The sequence below is a fragment of the Coleofasciculus sp. C1-SOL-03 genome, assembly GCF_040220555.1.
Classification (GTDB): Bacteria; Cyanobacteriota; Cyanobacteriia; order Cyanobacteriales; family Coleofasciculaceae; genus Coleofasciculus.
Map to the genome: position 1 here is coordinate 1 of NZ_JAVJUO010000041.1, position 16,984 is coordinate 16,984.

General features: G+C 46.3%; 9 protein-coding genes and 1 pseudogene. 5 read left to right on the forward strand and 5 right to left on the reverse strand.

Annotated elements, in window-relative coordinates:
- From RIE73_RS06455 to RIE73_RS06465, 3 genes and pseudogenes are all read left to right on the forward strand, one after another.
- Positions 1 to 254 (forward strand): annotated as a pseudogene (locus RIE73_RS06455) (hypothetical protein); the annotation flags it as partial.
- Positions 255 to 433: 179 nt separating this feature from the next.
- A complete protein-coding gene (locus RIE73_RS06460; protein WP_446400409.1) occupies positions 434 to 1,087 on the forward strand; it encodes a sigma-70 family RNA polymerase sigma factor in 654 nt (217 codons plus the stop codon).
- A gap of 360 nt (positions 1,088 to 1,447) precedes the next feature.
- The gene (locus tag RIE73_RS06465) at positions 1,448 to 2,065 is read left to right on the forward strand and encodes a CP12 domain-containing protein (protein ID WP_446400410.1); all 618 of its coding nucleotides are present in this window, start codon (positions 1,448 to 1,450) and stop codon (positions 2,063 to 2,065) included.
- 282 nt (positions 2,066 to 2,347) lie between these two features.
- Here RIE73_RS06465 and RIE73_RS06470 read toward each other — a convergent pair whose 3' ends face one another.
- From RIE73_RS06470 to RIE73_RS06480, 3 genes are all read right to left on the reverse strand, one after another.
- Positions 2,348 to 3,658, reverse strand: a complete 1,311-nt coding sequence (locus RIE73_RS06470) for a URC4/urg3 family protein (RefSeq protein ID WP_446400411.1) — start codon at positions 3,656 to 3,658, stop codon at positions 2,348 to 2,350.
- 456 nt (positions 3,659 to 4,114) lie between these two features.
- Entirely contained in the window at positions 4,115 to 5,386 is a 1,272-nt protein-coding gene (locus RIE73_RS06475) for a GTP cyclohydrolase II (protein WP_446400412.1), read from the reverse strand.
- Between the two features lie 265 nt (positions 5,387 to 5,651).
- Positions 5,652 to 7,706 carry an elongation factor G gene (locus RIE73_RS06480; protein ID WP_446400413.1) on the reverse strand — a complete coding sequence of 685 codons (2,055 nt, stop codon included), beginning with the start codon at positions 7,704 to 7,706 and terminating at the stop codon, positions 5,652 to 5,654.
- A gap of 399 nt (positions 7,707 to 8,105) precedes the next feature.
- Between RIE73_RS06480 and RIE73_RS06485 the strand changes: the two genes are divergently transcribed.
- A complete protein-coding gene (locus RIE73_RS06485; RefSeq protein ID WP_446400414.1) occupies positions 8,106 to 9,056 on the forward strand; it encodes a tetratricopeptide repeat protein in 951 nt (316 codons plus the stop codon).
- A 472-nt stretch (positions 9,057 to 9,528) separates the two neighbouring features.
- Positions 9,529 to 10,953: a sugar transferase gene (locus tag RIE73_RS06490; protein WP_446400415.1), complete on the forward strand. Its 1,425-nt coding sequence runs from the start codon at positions 9,529 to 9,531 to the stop codon at positions 10,951 to 10,953.
- Between the two features lie 554 nt (positions 10,954 to 11,507).
- Here RIE73_RS06490 and RIE73_RS06495 read toward each other — a convergent pair.
- Together RIE73_RS06495 and RIE73_RS06500 are read right to left on the reverse strand one after the other, a co-directional pair.
- A complete protein-coding gene (locus RIE73_RS06495) occupies positions 11,508 to 14,288 on the reverse strand; it encodes a DUF4114 domain-containing protein (RefSeq protein WP_446400416.1) in 2,781 nt (926 codons plus the stop codon).
- A gap of 695 nt (positions 14,289 to 14,983) precedes the next feature.
- Positions 14,984 to 16,561, reverse strand: coding sequence for a glycosyltransferase family 39 protein (locus RIE73_RS06500; RefSeq protein WP_446400417.1), 1,578 nt, complete (start codon positions 16,559 to 16,561; stop codon positions 14,984 to 14,986).
- Positions 16,562 to 16,984 lie beyond the last annotated feature (423 nt).

Here is a 16,984-nt window from a genome sequence, read left to right on the forward strand (position 1 = left end):
GAACGAAAAATCGGGCGTTTCGGCTTTTAGAAGTGAGTTTGACCGAACAAGATTCTGTACGGTTTTCCTTCCTTGTCCTCTTGTCCACCTTGCCCTCCTTGTCTTGCCCCAACCGCACAGTAAAAAACCTACACCTGTCAGGGGGAGCTGGGGGAGATGGGAGACACAATTTCTATAGCCCATTATCCTATTCCCTATTCCCTATTCCCTATTCCCTATTCCCTGTTCCCCGTTCCCTGTTCCCCGTTCCCTGACGAATGACAAAGGACAAATAACAGACTTTTCCTGATTTCACTCACCCCAGAACTGATAAAACCTGATACGAGCCTCAGTTAACCATCCGACTTTTTCCCATTGAAGTCATCTAAAGGGTGTTCGATACTGTCAGCAAGCTATTAAATCACCTTGTTTCCAGTATAACTACACCCAACCCATGAACGAACTCAACGCCCGCCTAAAACAACTGGCTCTCACCGCCCAGCAGTCTCCGGCTAAAAGCCAAAACAGACGACTAGCTCTAGCTAAATTGATCAAAGAAATTTTGCGATCGGGTAGACTGTGCCATCCGCATAAAGGTAAATTTAGAGGCTTATATGACGATATCTATGCCGAAGCCCAGCAAAAACTATTCTGTTACATTTGCGAAAATATTGATAGATATAATCCGCAGTATGATGTCTTATCCTGGGTCAATTTCCTATTCGCGAAGCGGTTTTTTATCGAAGCCAGTCGTGAAGTGATGCCCAAGGGGTTTCAGCGGACATACCAGCGTCAAGTGACTCGATTAACACTGGAACAGCTCGAACAAAAAACGTCACTACCATTTACTCATGCATCAACTCCTTCGATTTTACAAGAAGTTATTGATGTTTTACAGGAAGATCCAGAAGGAATTTTCCAAAGTACCCATATTGTGAATCAGCCTGTTGCTAATTTTAAATTTTTAGCTCTCAAGGTAATAGCTGGCTACTCCTGGAAAGAAATTTCCAACGAGCTGGCAATTAAAATATCAACGCTAAACAGTTTTTATCAGCGCTGTCTAGTTCGCTTTCGTCCTAAGTTTAGAGAGTATTTAATTGTTAATTGATGCTAAGGGTACGGGGTTTTGTGCAGGAGCGATTCCGGCTCTCCCGTACATGGTGTGATAAATTTTACTTATGTGTGTGGCGATTGGCTTGATTTGAGGAAAACCTAGCTTTTATATAGATAAGCAATAATACCTAAATCGCGTTAAAATGGCGGTAAAGTCCGTGGGACTCTCAAGGTAGAGCAACAAGAGACAACCTTAATCAAAAATGCTCCACGATAGAAGTCCCTACAGGTCAATGACCCTAATCTCTCAAAGTTCGGGGCTTGGAAGAATCAGCTTCCAATGTAACCATTGTCTGAGGACTGATCGACTTCCCTGTCGCATCATAAAGGCAGATCAACTCCAGGAGAAACTGACATGATGATGAAGGCTCAAGACATCATGACCACCGATGTGGTCACCATTCGCGGTTCAGCCACCGTAGCTGACGCCGTGGATTTGATGAACGATATGGGTCTACGGGCTTTAATTGTAGATCGCCGCCATGACCAAGATGCTTATGGCATTGTCACGGAAACTGATATTGTTTATAAAGTAATTGCCTATGGCAAAGATCCCAAAAAAGTGCGGGTTTATGAAATTATGAATAAGCCCTGCATTGTGGTCAATCCTGACCTCGGTGTAGAGTACGTGGCGCGATTGTTTGCCAATACAGGCATTCGCCGCGCTCCGGTGATCAAGGAAAAACTATTGGGCATTATCTCTGTTACCGATATTCTCACCAAAGGAGACTTTCTTGACAAACCCAAGAGTGTTGTACTTGAAGAAGAAATCCGCAAAGCTGTAGAAGAAGCACGGGCTGTCTGCGCCCAAAAAGGTCCCACCTCTAAAGAATGTGCCGCCGCCTGGGACATTGTGGAAGAACTGCAAGCAGAAGCGGCACACCAACGGGCAGAAAAGCCCTCCCAAACAGCGTTTGAGGAATATTGCGAAGAATATCCTGAAGCTTTGGAATCTCGAATTTATGAAAGTTAATCTGACTTCAGAGTTTATCGGGCTACCCGGAAACCAAGACTAAATCCACTCGTGATATCCTCCACCACCAAATCAAAGATTATGGTGGTGGCTGTGTAAAACCCTTGCATACCTGCTACAAGCCCTTGCACTGCTATCAGGGAAAATGTATCATTGCTTCCCCAGCTTCCCCAGCTTCCCCAGCTTCCCCAGCTTCCCCAGCTTCCCCAGCTTCCCCAGCTTCCCCAGCTTCCCCAAGACTTATTCAGCAGCCCCTAGCTATGGGCGGGGAGTGTCAAGTCGTCAAAAAACTGTACCATCACTCTCAATCTGAATCGGCGGAACCCCCCCTTCTCTTAATTGTGCCGCAATTCTGCGTCCGGCTGTCCAAGTCCCACCTTGCAGGACTTTAACTAAAGGTAATTGGGTTGCTGTTAAGTTGAGCTGTTTTCGGATAGCCTCTGCAATTCGATCCAACAAACTTACAGTCAGCGCCCGCCACTCGACAATTACTTCAGATCCGGGTAAGTGGCGCTGTTGCAAAATTGTCGGATCTTTAACCACAATCAGACCTAAATCGAGGCATAAACCGCCATTGCGATACTCGGCTAATCCGGTGAGTTCCTCTAGTCCGGTAATCTCTAACCCTAATTCTTGTAAGGGTTCTAAGAGGGAATAGGTTAACCACTGGGAAAGTTTGTGAAAGGGTATATAGTGATCATTCGGCTTTTCCCCAGAGAGGGCAGAATGATACCAGACATCGCCTAAATTCACGCCAGCGATCGCAAGTCGTCCTGACCAAATATCACCTAACCCTTCTAACACCGCTGATAGCACTACTTTAGCGGATAGCTTGCCGATCGCAGTGGGTTGAGACAGGTTATCGCTTTTTTCCCTAACTTTATCGGTCAAACCCGCCTTTGTCTGCTCTTCCTTGCCAGTTGCAAGACTCAGCAAATACTTGACCAAATTACCTGGACGGGGGTTTTCATCCTCAAACAATTCCGGATGTGTCTGTAGGGATTCTCCCAAGCGCTGTAAGAGTTTTACCCTACCCTCTAACCCTAAAAGGGGATTCGTTGGACTAACTTGCAATCCGTGAGCTAATTGCTCAACCGTTAAGTTTTGTAATGCTTGAGCATCGGCTTGTAAGGGATAGTCTGAGTGACTCGAAAACATACCCTGACAGAACAGGCGGAAACTGGCAACGGCTAATCCTTCGGAACGGCGAAACACCTGTCCCGTTTCGGTTTCAACATACTGCCAATCAGCACCTGCGCCCGCATCCAATAAGACACTGACAATGGCTAAATCAAATTTACTTTGGGCGTTTTGTCGAGGAGTAAGTCCAGCTAATTTTTGTGCTAATTCAGCAAGGCGTGGCACGTTTCCGACTTCAAAATGCCGCCAGCGACTGTGGAATGGGATATTAAAATCAGGATATTCATCCTGCATCACTTGAATCACATAATTTGCCACGTTCTTTAGCTGGGTTAAATCGCAACCAAAGTAATGTAACTGATTTGCCTCAGCCAGATGCAAGACGCGATCGCACCGTTCTCGAATCGCTTGGGGTGTTCTTAGATATGCGATGGTTTGTTGGTCATTTGTCATTCGTCATTTGTCCTTTGTCAAGGAATAGGACTCTAGGTAATAGTGAATTCTAGAACTCATGCGCCATGTCCGACACTTGGAAGCAAAGGATTAAGCTGGGGCAGGTTTAGCCACATCTGTTGTGAGGTCATAATAGTAGTGAAACCCGCACCTACACAATACTCAAAACTTTTTCATAATTCATAATTCTAACTTTATAGTGTGTACCCCTGAATAACTGTCTGTCGGTATAGCTTACTACAGACGCCAGTGCGGGAGTACACACTCTACTTGTGATTAGACACACTTACTGTTCTGAATTGAAGGAAACACTGCTGACTATGAGGAAGCTAAGTCACTGGATCAAGAATAACAAAGAAGTTGCCTGACATCAAATCTGCAATCGTCTGTTGTTTTTGGCATTTCATTCGTCATTGGTTCTACTCACATCCCCAATTCCCAATAACGAACCAAAAACTATCCCAGGAGACTACGCCCTTTAATCGTCGCTAATTTTACTGCATCGGGTGCGGTTGTTTCGGTGTAATAACCAGCCGCTTGTTTGGCAGCAATTTCGACCATGGCATCTTCGGGAATCAAGTCGTCGGGAATCGGGATGCGCTTGACAATCTCAATACCCGAACTGGTGATCGCATTGTATTTCATGTCGCTCATGGAGACAAAACTGTCAATGCGAGTAATTCCCAACCAGTGTAGTACATCCGGCATTAGTTCTTGGAACCGCATATCGGGGGCACCCGCCACACATTCGGTGCGGTTGAAATAGGCATCCGCGCGATCGCCGCCTTCTTGTCGCTTACGGGCATTATAAACCAGGAATTTGGTCACTTCACCTAACGCCCGCCCTTCTTTGCGGAAGTAAACCAAAACCCCGGCACCTCCGGCTTGTGCGGTTTGTACACAAACTTCTAAGCCGTGTACCAAGTAAGGACGACAAGTGCAGATATCGGAACCAAAGACATCGGAACCGTTGCATTCGTCATGAACGCGGACGGCCAGTTGGCGATTGGGATCGGTAATCGCGTCCACCTCGCCGATTAAGTAGGCGGTAATTCCCCCAATCGGCGGTAGGAAAACCTGTAAATCAGGGCGGGTTACCAGTTCTGGGAACATTCCCCCGGTTTGCTGGAAGAGGGCGCGGCGTAATTCTCCTTCCTCAACGTTGAGTCGGTGGGCGATTCCGGGCAGATACCACACGGGGTCAATGGCGACTTTGGTGACGACTAAACTGCCGTTGGGCTTGACAATTTTACCGTCAACTGATAAGCGATTTTTCTGGATCGCCTCTTGGATTTCTGGCAAATTGACATGGGCTTGAGTAACAGCGATCGTGGGTCGAATGTCGTATCCTTGCTCATAGAGATCGGTGTAAACATCCCCCACCATTGCCCCAAACGGATCAAGGGAGACGATGCGATTCGGCTCACCCCAACTGGGATGGGGACCAATGGGCACCACCGGAGCCGTGTTGGTCAAATCCGCTCGGTGATTAGGATGAAGCGCTCCACTGGCAACAGCTAATGCCCGATAGACGGAATAGGAACCAGAGTGAGTGCCAATCACGTTACGATGGGCAAGGTTTGTCACCGTACCAATAATCGGTCTCCGCTTGAGAGGATCGATTTCTCCCCAATGCAGGCTGGGGGGTTGTTCCCGGGAACGCCCTGGATGAGAGGTCAAAACAATGTGCTTGGGTTTCGACTTCGACAACGGTTGTGATAGTTGCATAATGGCTCCTATGTAGAATGCACCTCAAATTGACGTATGAGTCGTTTAATTGAAGCAAGCTCTGATCATAGCAAGTAGAGTTTGGTTCTGGGTTAACCTGATAGAGCTAAGTGTTAACACCCTGTTATATTTTCTTAATCAGAGGCTATGGTAGGAGGAACACAGTGGGGTTGTTTAACCGGATTTGATCTGAAAAATTTGTAGTCAGCGCGAAGCGTGCTTATGGCGCTAAAGCGCAACTACAAACCTAGCTTTAACTCAGTGTTTATCTGTTGCCATTCCCCGTAGTTGCTAGTACATGATCAGCTACCTTACCCGGAACTTCCTGGAGATGGTCATATTCCCAGTTAAAGAAGCCAATTCCTAATGTGAGCGATCGCAACTCCACGATAAAGTCATGCATTTCGGACTGAGGCAAATACCCAGAAATACAGTCCCATCCATTCCAACCCGAAACCGGTTCATAGTTGAGAATTTGTCCCCGACGCCCAGAGATCAGTTGCAGCACTTTTGAGGTAAACTCTGTTGGTGCAGACACCTGAATTACCATAATCGGTTCCAACAGGACTGGATTACACTTGGGCATCCCTTCGGTCATTGCCACTCGTGCGGCTTGTTTAAACGCCTGTTCGGAACTATCGACGGAATGATAAGACCCATTAGTTAACGTAACCGCCACATCAACAACCGGGAAGCCTAAAGGACCTTGGGATAAATACTCCCGCACCCCCGTCTCAACACCCGGAATATACTGTTTCGGCACAACACCACCGACAATCGTTTCCGAGAAGCTAAACCCTTCACCGCGCTCCATGGGTTTAATCTCTAGGTACACATCCCCAAATTGCCCATGACCACCACTTTGGTGCTTATAGCGCCCGTGAGAGGACGTAGATTTACGAATCGTTTCTTTATATGGAATCCGGGGGAGGTGAGTATCCATCGGCAAGTTATATTTGCGCCGCAGTCGGTCTAATGCCACTTTGAGGTGTATTTCACCTTGTCCCCAGAGGATAATTTCATGGGTGTCCTCATGTTGCTCCCAGGTTAATGATGGATCTTCTTCTAAAAGCTTCGTCAGCGCCCCACTGAGTTTAACTTCATCCTTGCGCTTTTCGGCAGTAATCGCTAAACCATAGACGGGTTTCATCCCAGGGGCTTTGGGTAATTCTTTTGCCCCCTTCTCCTCTGTACTCAGGGTGTCACCGGTTTGAATCCCCTCTAATCGTCCGATCGCCACAATATCACCTACCTGGGCGGCTTGGGTAGACTGCTGTTGCTGACCAAAGATATGGTAGAGTCCACCCGCCCGAATGCCATTGAGAACCGCACCATCAGTGAGTTGACCTGCCCAAACTCGCGCCAAGGACAGTTTACCCCCTTGGGGAGTGTAATAGGTTTTCAGTACCTGTGCCACGGTTTTGCCACCTTTGCCCGTCAATCCCCGACGTTCCGCTGTGGCTTCTGGGGCGGGGGCTTCCCGTAATAGGGCATCAACTAGGTGGCGCACCCCATAATCTTGTTCCGCCACGCCGATAAAGACAGGCACAATTAAATCTGCCCCTAATTCCATTTTCAGGTCTTTGACAATTTCCTCTTGGGGCGGTTCAATTTCCTCTAAGAGTTCTTCAAGTAAGTGGTCATCAAAATCTGCCAAGGCTTCCAGCATTTCTTCCCGTGCGGCATGTTCGGCGTCTTTGAGGGACTCAGGTAGGGGTACAGGGTCAGCTGGGGCGCCCGAATGGTAATGAAAGGCTTGTTCGGTGACTAAATCAATAAACCCGATTAGCTGTTCTCCTTTGCCAATCGGGTACTGATGCGGAACAATGGGGCGGGAGGATATCCCTTTCAAGGCGTCTAAAATCTGGCGATAGGGTTGACCGCAGGCTCCCCCGTCACAGGAGAGTTGATCGATTTTGTTGACAAAGACGAGGTGAGGGATTTTCCAGTCATCCAGAAACTTGAACAAAGGGGCGAGCATCAGCACGCGATCGCTTGTGGGTTCGCAGACGACAACAGCGGCATCGACACCCATAAGCGCATTATAGGTTTCTTGGGCAAACTCAATCGAACCCGGACAATCAATCCAGTTAAAGCGAATGCCCTGATATTCGCTACTGGCGACATTAATCTCCACCGTCATTGTGCGATCGCGAGCTTCGGCGATCGCATCACCTACGGTGTTTCCATCTTTGATGTTCCCTTTGCGAGACGTCGCCCCAGTAACGAACAACAAACTTTCTAACAGGCTGGTTTTACCACTCAAATAGGGACCAACAATTGCCACATTACGGGTGGCGGTTACGGCGTTTTGGTTCATATTTTCCCCCAGACTACGGGTCATCAGGTGATCGGTGAGGTCTTGTCTGCTCTATCAATTAAGCGATTGGCTCACCTGTTCATCTGCCCATCTGTGGCATTTATTGCATTCTGGAACAGATGAGCAACTCTCTGTTTATCAAATTAGCGCGTTCTGCCCGCAATTTGATCATCCCAGTCAGGTCGGGTGCGGAAAATTACCGTTAAGTTAAGTAACAAGGAAGCACCTCAAGGATATGATGGACGAGGTATCTAGCGGTTAAACAGGATGATAGCTTGGTGGAAAAGCCAGGGGAGACGTTTTACAGGTAGGGATTTGCAGCTACCTAGGTTGAGGTTTCCTTGGTTGGGTTTAGGATGTCGGCGCTTGAGGCTTAACTTGAGCGTACTGTTGCTGAGTATGAGCATTGATCCCGTTGTCGCTCATCCGTCCCTGGCATCGGATCGGGTGGGAAAGGTTTTCCTGAACCCAGACGTAGTCTGCGATGTCTCTACATGCACCCCAGCATCCCGATTCCCGAGAGACGCGACTCACTCTCTTGCTCAATCGATTCCTCCCCTGAAGCCCACCCAACCCGCTGCACTCGAACAGCTAAATCAGGGATTAAGGTTAATTCAGCAAGGGAATGTCGCCCAAGCGATCGCCGCATTTGAGCAAGCCGCACAACTCAACCCCCAGCTTGCCCCAGCCCACTATAATCTAGGATTAGCCTTGCGCCAAGCGGGACAGTTACAAGCCGCCGCCGATGCATTTTACCAGGCGACTCAGGTTGATCCCGACTTTGCTTTAGCCTACGCCAATTTAGGCGCGGCGTTGTTAGAAGGGAAGAATTTACCCCAAGCACGGGAGGCGTTGAGACAGGCGATCGACCTTGATCCGGAGTTGGGGGTTGCCCATTATAATTATGGGTTAGTGCTATCTGAATTGGGGGAATTTGAGGTTGCGATCGCGGCGTTCCAGCAAGCGATGCAGTTGAGCCGCAATGCACCAGAACCTGCGTATCATTTGGGACTGGTTTATCTGCGACAGGGGCAGCTTGATCAGGCGAAAGCCGCATTTGAGCAAGCGATCAACATTAGTCCCCAATACCCCGAAGCTTACTATAATCTAGGATCAATTTTATTTGAACAGGGAGATTTAGATGGAGCGCTAGCAGCCTTTCGCCAATCGGCTGAAAGTAACTCGAATTATGCCAATGCTTATTATGGGGCAGGGTTAGTCTTTCTGCGCCAGAATCGAGTCCGTGATGCCCAGCAAGTTCTCGACTATGCCCGAAATCTGTACAGAAACCAGGGAAACGAGGAATGGGCAATCCGGGCTGAGCAATTATTGCAACAAATTTCCGACTAGTACCAGACGGCAGATGGCAGATGGCTGCACTGGCTAAAAGACCTCGGAGAGATAAAGTGGTGACAACAAATTAAATTACCAAATACTACTTTTTATGTCTCAATGTTAACCTAATTTGTCTATACACCTTATTGTTTATTTTTGTTGCTAATAGTTTATCTAACTAAACAGTTATCATTTGCTTCTCAGGCGTCGGACAAAAGCAAACAGCACGCTCATTAAGTTGTGTAAATAGTCCTCAACCCCTTACGGTTCCAGATTCCCGGTTTCCGGTTGCCGATTTTCTGATCTCAACCGTTAAGTTTTATTGAGTCCACTTACTTCCCTGGCTAGGTTGAATCCCATTCCTATTTCATTAACATTTATCACAAATGACACGAGACGAGATGTTTCGTGATACAAAAAAATCAGCATTGAACTGACATTAGGAGGTATCGCAACCATGTTCAACACAATGAGCCAAGGTTATGAGATGAGACATTTAGATCTCCGCGCACCTCTAATTGGCAAGTTGCGACAAGGCATCTACATTGGTTGGTTGCGAGTCCTGGTTTTGGTTTTCCTGGATAGTGCGATGCTATCGTTGGCGTGGCTCTTGGCGAATTATCTGGGGAGTCCGATTCATTCTTTTCATTCTCTGGGGGATATCTCCTATCAGTCACAAGGCTTACTCTTACTAATTGTTATCTCATACCTAGGAATTTTGGCAGCCTCAGGGCTTTATAGTACCGATGATAGACGGCGTAGTTTCTTGAATCTGATCAAAGCGCTCACCCTGGGTCAAATTATCCTGGTGAACATCGTGTTTATCTATGAACCCGAATTAGTCCTACATCGCTTCACATTTTTACTGGCTTGGATTTTTTCTATCGTTTTAGTCTTTAGCGAACGATTTCTGATTCATAGCATCATTGTCTACTTACGTCGCTGTGGTAAATTACGTCAAACGGTTTTCTTGCTGGGGAATCCAGACGATCTGGAAAAAGCCCGACAGCGGCTGGAACAGTGCGCTCAATTTAAGATTAAGGGTGAAGCCGACCTATCAGTAAGGAGCAATCCTGAACAATGGCAACAAACGTTGACCATGCTGCAAAATTCTGGAATTAATGAAGTATTTATTTGTTCCTGGCACTCGATTCCCGACCCAATTTTGCTGTTTTGGGACTTGAGAGATGCGGGGATTGATTTACGAGTTCTACCAATTCGGTTAGAGCTTCCCAGCCAGTGGTCGGAAATTAAAATGATTGATGGGTTGACCACGATTCGATTTCGGACTCCGCCGATTATTGGTGGGGATTTTTGGATTAAGCGTTGTTTTGATTTGGTGGCGTCAGCGGTGATTTTGCTGCTACTTAGTCCACTGATGCTGGGGATAGCCTTAGCCATTAAGTTAGATTCTGCTGGGTCTGTGTTTTATAAACAAGAACGGGTAGGGTTGCAAGGAGACCACTTTCAGGTGTGGAAGTTCCGCACCATGGTGGCGAATGCGGCAGAGTTGCAACGGGAGTTAGAGGCAAAAAATGAGATGCCTGGAGGAGTGTTGTTTAAGCTGAAAGATGATCCTCGGATTACTCGCGTGGGTCGGTTTTTACGGCGGTATAGTTTGGATGAGTTACCTCAGTTATTTAATGTGTTGTTCGGGCAAATGAGTTTGGTCGGTCCTCGTCCATTACCGTTACGGGATGTGGAACGGTTTGAGGAACATCATCAGATTCGCCATGAGGTGTTACCCGGGATCACGGGGTTGTGGCAGATTTCGGGTCGGTCTAATGTGAAGGATTCTGAGGATGTGTTTCGGTTTGATATGGCGTATATTCAGAATTGGTCACTGTCGCTGGATATTCGGATTTTGTTTGAGACGGTGAGGGTGGTATTTTTCCATGAGGGAGCTTATTAAGGGCAGAGAACTTATGCAGCTACACCACAGATGGTGGCAAAGGTGGGTTACGCTTGGCTAACACACGATGGCGGACTGACACAGCTAAAATTGTGGAATAGATTTCACCGTTAAACTGGGCGCACGTCGGTCATCCGTGTCAACTTAAGGCTGGAACCCTTCCTTACTTAATAAGAGATCCCCCCTAGCCCCCCTTTTTGATCCCCCTTCCGTCCCCCTTTTGATCCCCCTCTTCCCTTTTCGATCCCCCTTCCGTCCCCCTTAAAAAGGGGGAGACCAAAGGATGCTTCGCTTTTTGTTATGCGGGGAAGCCAGAGATGCTTCGCTTTTTTTTGCATGGGGGATTTAGGGGGATCTAAACTTTGAGCGCTAGTTATACAAAGTCTTAAGTTGACACCAATGGGCATTGCCGTGCCCTGTTATTATGGCTCTACATCCTGGCATTTTCCCTGTTGAATTGTAGAATCTTACCTCAACAGAGGGTTGAAACTGTTGCCTGTTGCCTGTTCCCTGTTGCCTCTCCCCACCACAAGACTCCCTGCAGCCGCCCCCAATTAAGTCAAATTAACTTGCACAACCAGATCATCATAGTCAAAATCACCACCACCGAATATATCTTCAAAGGCAAAGGTGTTATCTCCCAGCAAGCGGACGTGGTCAACCCGATCCGGATTAGCGCTGGAATAGGTAAAATAGGCTAAGGGGTCTGTACCGGGCTGATTATCCGGATTCTCCGCCAGAAACTCCTCTGCGGTTCCATCGGCAATCAGAAATGGCGCGATAATGACATCTCCGGGCAAAGTATTTGCCTCAATATCTAATCGCTGACGAATCGCCGCCTCTGCATAACCGGGATCACCGGGAGCAAGATTGCCAATGCGACCTGTACTATCATCAACCACATACAAGCCAAAAGAATTATCATAAGCCGCTTCTAGATTGACCACAAAATCAGCCGATACTGGATTGGTGACTCCAGTCAAGTCAATCAGTTCGCCTTCTGGCTGTCCTTGGAACGTTGTTCCTAGAGAGGGGAGAGTGTCGGATAGTTCAACGGTGAGAAATAGGTCATCAAAGTCAGGATTGCTTCCACCCTGTACCTCTTGCCATTGCAGGATAAACCTGCCATCCTCCTGTGGGGATACCTGTCCATAGTCCAAACCATCTTGATTGGCGTCTGGGAAGGCAAAGAACACATTGGACGGTGTTTGTCCTGTGGCTAAATCTGCCAACACCGTATCAGTGGTGCTGTTTCGGACAAAGTAAAAGCCGATGGGTGAACCCACGTCAACGGTCAATTGACGAGTGAGGTTGAGTTCTGGAAAGGGGTTGTCGGGAAGCGTAGAGACAATGACTTGTGGTTGGTTGAAGACAGCGTTGAGATAACCCTCCTCTCCCGGTGCAATGCCATTGACCCGACCTTGTTGATCATCTAGGTAAAAAATACCAATTTCATTGACAAAAGTCGAGCGGTTATCAGTTAAAGTAAATTGCAGTTGGGCTGATTCCGAGTTCCCTGTAATCTGGAGGGAATCATTGGCAGTCTGGTTAAGCACGGGTGTTACAGGAGTAGGTTCATTGGTATTATCCTCGCCACCGTTTGAATCAACCCCACCAGAGCGATCGCGGTTAAGCACGGGTGTTACAGGAGTAGGTTCATTGGTATTATCCTCGCCACCGTTTGAATCAACCCCAGCAGAGCGATCGCGGACATTCTCTTCGCCACCGTTTGAATCAACCCCAGCAGAGCGATCGCGGACATTCTCTTCGCCACCGTTTGAATCAACCCCACCAGAGCGATCGCCCCCGCGTGAAGGAACTGGAGTTGGGGCAAATTCAAAAGCACCAATGTCATACTGGTCATCCCGTGGGAAACCCCGTTGATCTGTTTTGGGGGCATTCTTTCTTGTCCCTGCATTAATCGCTGGACTTCCTTCAAGCAAGGGATGGACTAAGCGACCATCAATCTCTTGTAAGTCACCCAGACGGGGATCAGCGATTTGGATATCTGCGGTTACGTGTACGTCATCGGGATCATCAGTAACTAGATCAGGATATTGGAGATTGTTCCCGGCGTCGATTAACTCAATGTTAGTCTGTTGCTTAATTTGAGACTTATTGCCAGCGGTATTATTATAAAAAATCGTATTGGTGAGATGGTGACGTTGACTGGTGGCATAAATTGCCCCTGCCTCACTACCCGCGTAATTATTCGCAAACGTCGTATTAGTAATATTCGTTTCTGAACCCCATTGCCCACTATAAATTCCGCCGCCCAATCCTGCGCCGTTTTCATCCTTTGCTTGGTTACCGGAAAAAGTACTGTTCGTAATTGTAATTGGCACTTCTCCTTGATACCATAAGCCACCTCCCTCTTCGTGAGAGCGATTGTTGGCAACGGTCGTGTTTTTTATGGTCACAAAACCCGCAACTCGCAGCCCAGCGCCTCTGGCGATTCCCTCTTGGTTCTGAATGACTTCGTTATTAATAAATGTACTATCTTCAATTGTCACGTAGTCTTGGTCATAACCAAATAATGCTAATCCGCCACCCTGAAAAACTGAACGATTGCCGTCAAAGACGGTGTTGCGAATAATGGTTTCACCGCCCTCCCTATCCCTGGGTAAATCGCCATCGTAGTAGCGTTCTTGAAACGGAACGCTAGCACCGTCGTTGTTTACCGCGCCACCCCAACTGCGGCTTTCATTATTACGGAAAATGGAGTCTTCTAGGGTTAGAGGAGTAAAAATAGTGGTAATTGCTCCACCGGCAAAGCCTTTATTGTTGGTAAACTCACTGCCTTTAACGGTAAGTTTACTCCGGCTAAATACACTAATTGCCCCACCAGCACTATCCACATCAACGGTAGCCTGATTGCCTTCAAATTTGCTGTTGATAACCGTGACATCAGCGCCTGATTTCGCCCAAATCCCAGGTCCTTGTCCAGCGATGTTGTTATAAAATTGACTATTTTCTACGGTAATTTTGGCATTCGGGATTAATGACCAAATTGCTGCTCCCGCATGTTCAGATTCGGCATCGACTAAAATGAGATTCCGGAATGTCACATCTGTCGCTTTCTCAGATAAGCGGAAAATTTGATGTTCCTGATTGCCACTAATTGTTAACCCCGGAGCATCAACCGCGTCAATGGTTAAGTCTTTCTCAATCTCTAGCCGCCGCTCAAGAGTAATCGTTTTCTGGGCAAGACTCGGCGCAAATTGAATCGTATCGCCGGGATTCGCCTGTTCAATGGCATCTCTCAATGACCCAGGAACAGAGGACTCTGAATACTTGTTATCGGCAAGATTGGTAACTGTGATGGTTTGACTCAACGTTTTACTCCAATTTTGCTGGTTATCCAATACAACTATAAATAAGGGATCGATGCTGGGTTGAGGAGTTCATGAAGTCTTTACATAAAAGCAAGGTTAACTGTACCTTAACTTCATGGAAAGTTTATTAAATTTATATTGTTCAAAAACTTTCTGCTGATGAGTCTGTCATTCTGAACGCAGCGATAGCGGAGTGAAGAATCTCACCAGATGCGCGAGCTGCTGTTCCTTCGCTTGGCTCAGGACTCCATGAGCCATGACAAAAGCTCAGTTTGTAACCGTGAACAGTATAGGATAGCTACCCTATAAGCTGAAGTTCCCCCAGTCAAAAAATATAAAACTGCCTCACTGTGCGGCTTTCCGCGATTTTTGAGCCGCCCTACATGGGTACAATTTTTGAGGAGCTTGAGCGTTAAAATCATTACGGTATAAGGTTTTAGCCTAGAGCGTCGGTCCACTAATAGCGATTGGTAGAGACGTTCCGCCGGAACGTCTCTACAAAAGGGGAGATTGTGTAGTTTTTGTTACAGTTTTTGGGAGATTATAGTATCAATTTCGATTACTGGACTGGCGCTCTAGGTGTAGTACATTTGTGTGAGTGGGACTTCAGTATAAGAGACATTTTTGTGAACAGATGCCAAACAAGCAGTCGGAAAGAAAGGGCGCAAGCCTTGCGCCCCTACAGAACCCAAACCTTAATCATCAGTGTGATTTTCTAGCGTCCAAAACGGTGTGTAAATCCGCTTAATTTGTGTGTTATACCTCTCCCCTAGTCCGGTTCTTAATGATTCAGAAGGTCTGAATAAAAATACGTCACTAAAACCTTTGGGTATTTCTGGTATATTGGGTTCCTTTACCAGAAGTAGCCGCACTTTGGGTTCGAGTTGGTAACCTAGGACTTGTATATCTTTGAGGTCATCATAATCGCTGATTACCAAGGGTTGAGGAGATTGGTTGACGACATCAGCGATTGGCGGAATATATCGGTTGCTGCTGGGATGACTGTTCCACCACATTTCTGCTTGTGCGCTAATAGTACAGGAGATGACTCCCATAATAATTAACATTGAGGTTAAAGTTTTCCAAATTTTTTGCTGCCATATATTACCAAAAGAATAGTTAAGTTTCGTGGCGATTAAGTAAGCAAAAGCGAGTTGGATACCCAAGCTATAAGGGAGTATATATTTAGTCGCACCATAACTTTGTTGCAGAATGAAATCGGCTAGGATTAATGGTAGTCCGACCGAGCAAATCAGTGTTAAGACAAAAAAATGAACTCGTTGCGGTGTATTTCGACAAATAAAATAAATGGCATAGGCAATCAAAATCAATAGGATTAAAATAAAAGGAATTAATCCTAGTTTAAGTGTTAATGGACTACTGGGACTAACACCGATATCCAGAAAAGTACGGCTGACTATGCCAACCCATTTAACCGTTATCCTTAATAAGGTGTCCTGAACCTGCATCCAACTGAGTGTTTCTGGGTTGGGGCTGGTAATCAAAATGAACAGCCAAGGGGAGAAGGTAATCAGCCCCACCAGGGATGCTAATATGTAGGAGATTAATGTTTTGCTGAGTCGGAAACGTTCGATTACAACGACATAAATTCCTTGTGAAATCGCAACTAAGCCGAAAAATAAATGAGTGTAAAGTCCGAAGATGACGGTTACTGAATAAATACTCCAACTCAGGTTTGTCTTCACCCGTATAGCTCGTAGCAGGGCAGCACTTGATAGTAAAATCAGTACAGTCCATAAACTGTAAAATCGGGCGACTTGGGCATAGATGACGTGAACAGGTGAAATGGCAATCAGTGCTATAGCAATCCATCCGATTATCGGTGATGCAAATAATTCTTGGCAAAGCCAATAGATAGCGGGAAATGTCAGGAGACTGATGCAGGCGGATAAACTTCTTATCGCTGCGACAGAATGACCAAACCATTGCACCCAAAACCGCGCTAGGATGAAATAGAGTGGGGTGAGCTGAGATTCTTCTAAAGCTAAGCCTTTGATTGTATCGACTACATTTTTTTCTGAATTAGGGGCTTGGTATTTTTGTAACTCTTCAATGCTGACTAAATGACCATCACGAAGTTCTTGCTCCATTTCTGCCATGGTGTAGCCAGAAATGCGTAATGAGGTGTAGACTTCATCGAACTCGTAGATTTTGCGATCGATATTAGCAAAGCGGAAAAATATACCTAGAATTAATAAGGTAATGATTAAAAACCATAAAAACTTATCATAAACTATCGATTTAATTCTCATAAAAGTGAAGATTCAATAATCGACCTCTAACCATATATTATACCCAATCTGGTCTCATATACAGCATTTCTCAGTTTAGGGAGGTACAGTAACAAGACGAGGTTAGCCTCTGTGAGTGCAAAAGTCTTATTCTCAATGTGCTTCACCAGTATGGAAAACGCTGTAGCATTTGTAAATGAGTTGTAAACCAAGGAGGTCTTTTCTTAGATTACTTAAAAACCCTGTATCTCTTTCCCCTATTGCCCATTGCCTTTTTACCAGGTTCCTGTGTTCACGACCCAAATGAAAACGCTATATAACCCTTGTTTTTAAAATTCTAGAGATGTTACCTATAACGTCTCTACAATATTTTTGCGGCTTACCTAAAAAAAGAGAATAGTCAACGCAGATTTTGTATTATTTTAGGCTACATATGCTTATAGG

What these genes read in the sequence shown, in the direction of transcription:
- RIE73_RS06475 (WP_446400412.1), bottom strand. Translation starts at nt 5,386, where the DNA reads ATGCAACTATCACAACCGTTGTCGAAGTCGAAACCCAAGCACATTGTT.
- RIE73_RS06460 (WP_446400409.1), top strand. Translation starts at nt 434, where the DNA reads ATGAACGAACTCAACGCCCGCCTAAAACAACTGGCTCTCACCGCCCAG.
- RIE73_RS06470 (WP_446400411.1), bottom strand. Translation starts at nt 3,658, where the DNA reads ATGACAAATGACCAACAAACCATCGCATATCTAAGAACACCCCAAGCG.
- RIE73_RS06480 (WP_446400413.1), bottom strand. Translation starts at nt 7,706, where the DNA reads ATGAACCAAAACGCCGTAACCGCCACCCGTAATGTGGCAATTGTTGGT.
- RIE73_RS06465 (WP_446400410.1), top strand. Translation starts at nt 1,448, where the DNA reads ATGATGATGAAGGCTCAAGACATCATGACCACCGATGTGGTCACCATT.
- RIE73_RS06500 (WP_446400417.1), bottom strand. Translation starts at nt 16,561, where the DNA reads ATGAGAATTAAATCGATAGTTTATGATAAGTTTTTATGGTTTTTAATC.
- RIE73_RS06490 (WP_446400415.1), top strand. Translation starts at nt 9,529, where the DNA reads ATGAGACATTTAGATCTCCGCGCACCTCTAATTGGCAAGTTGCGACAA.
- RIE73_RS06485 (WP_446400414.1), top strand. Translation starts at nt 8,106, where the DNA reads ATGAGCATTGATCCCGTTGTCGCTCATCCGTCCCTGGCATCGGATCGG.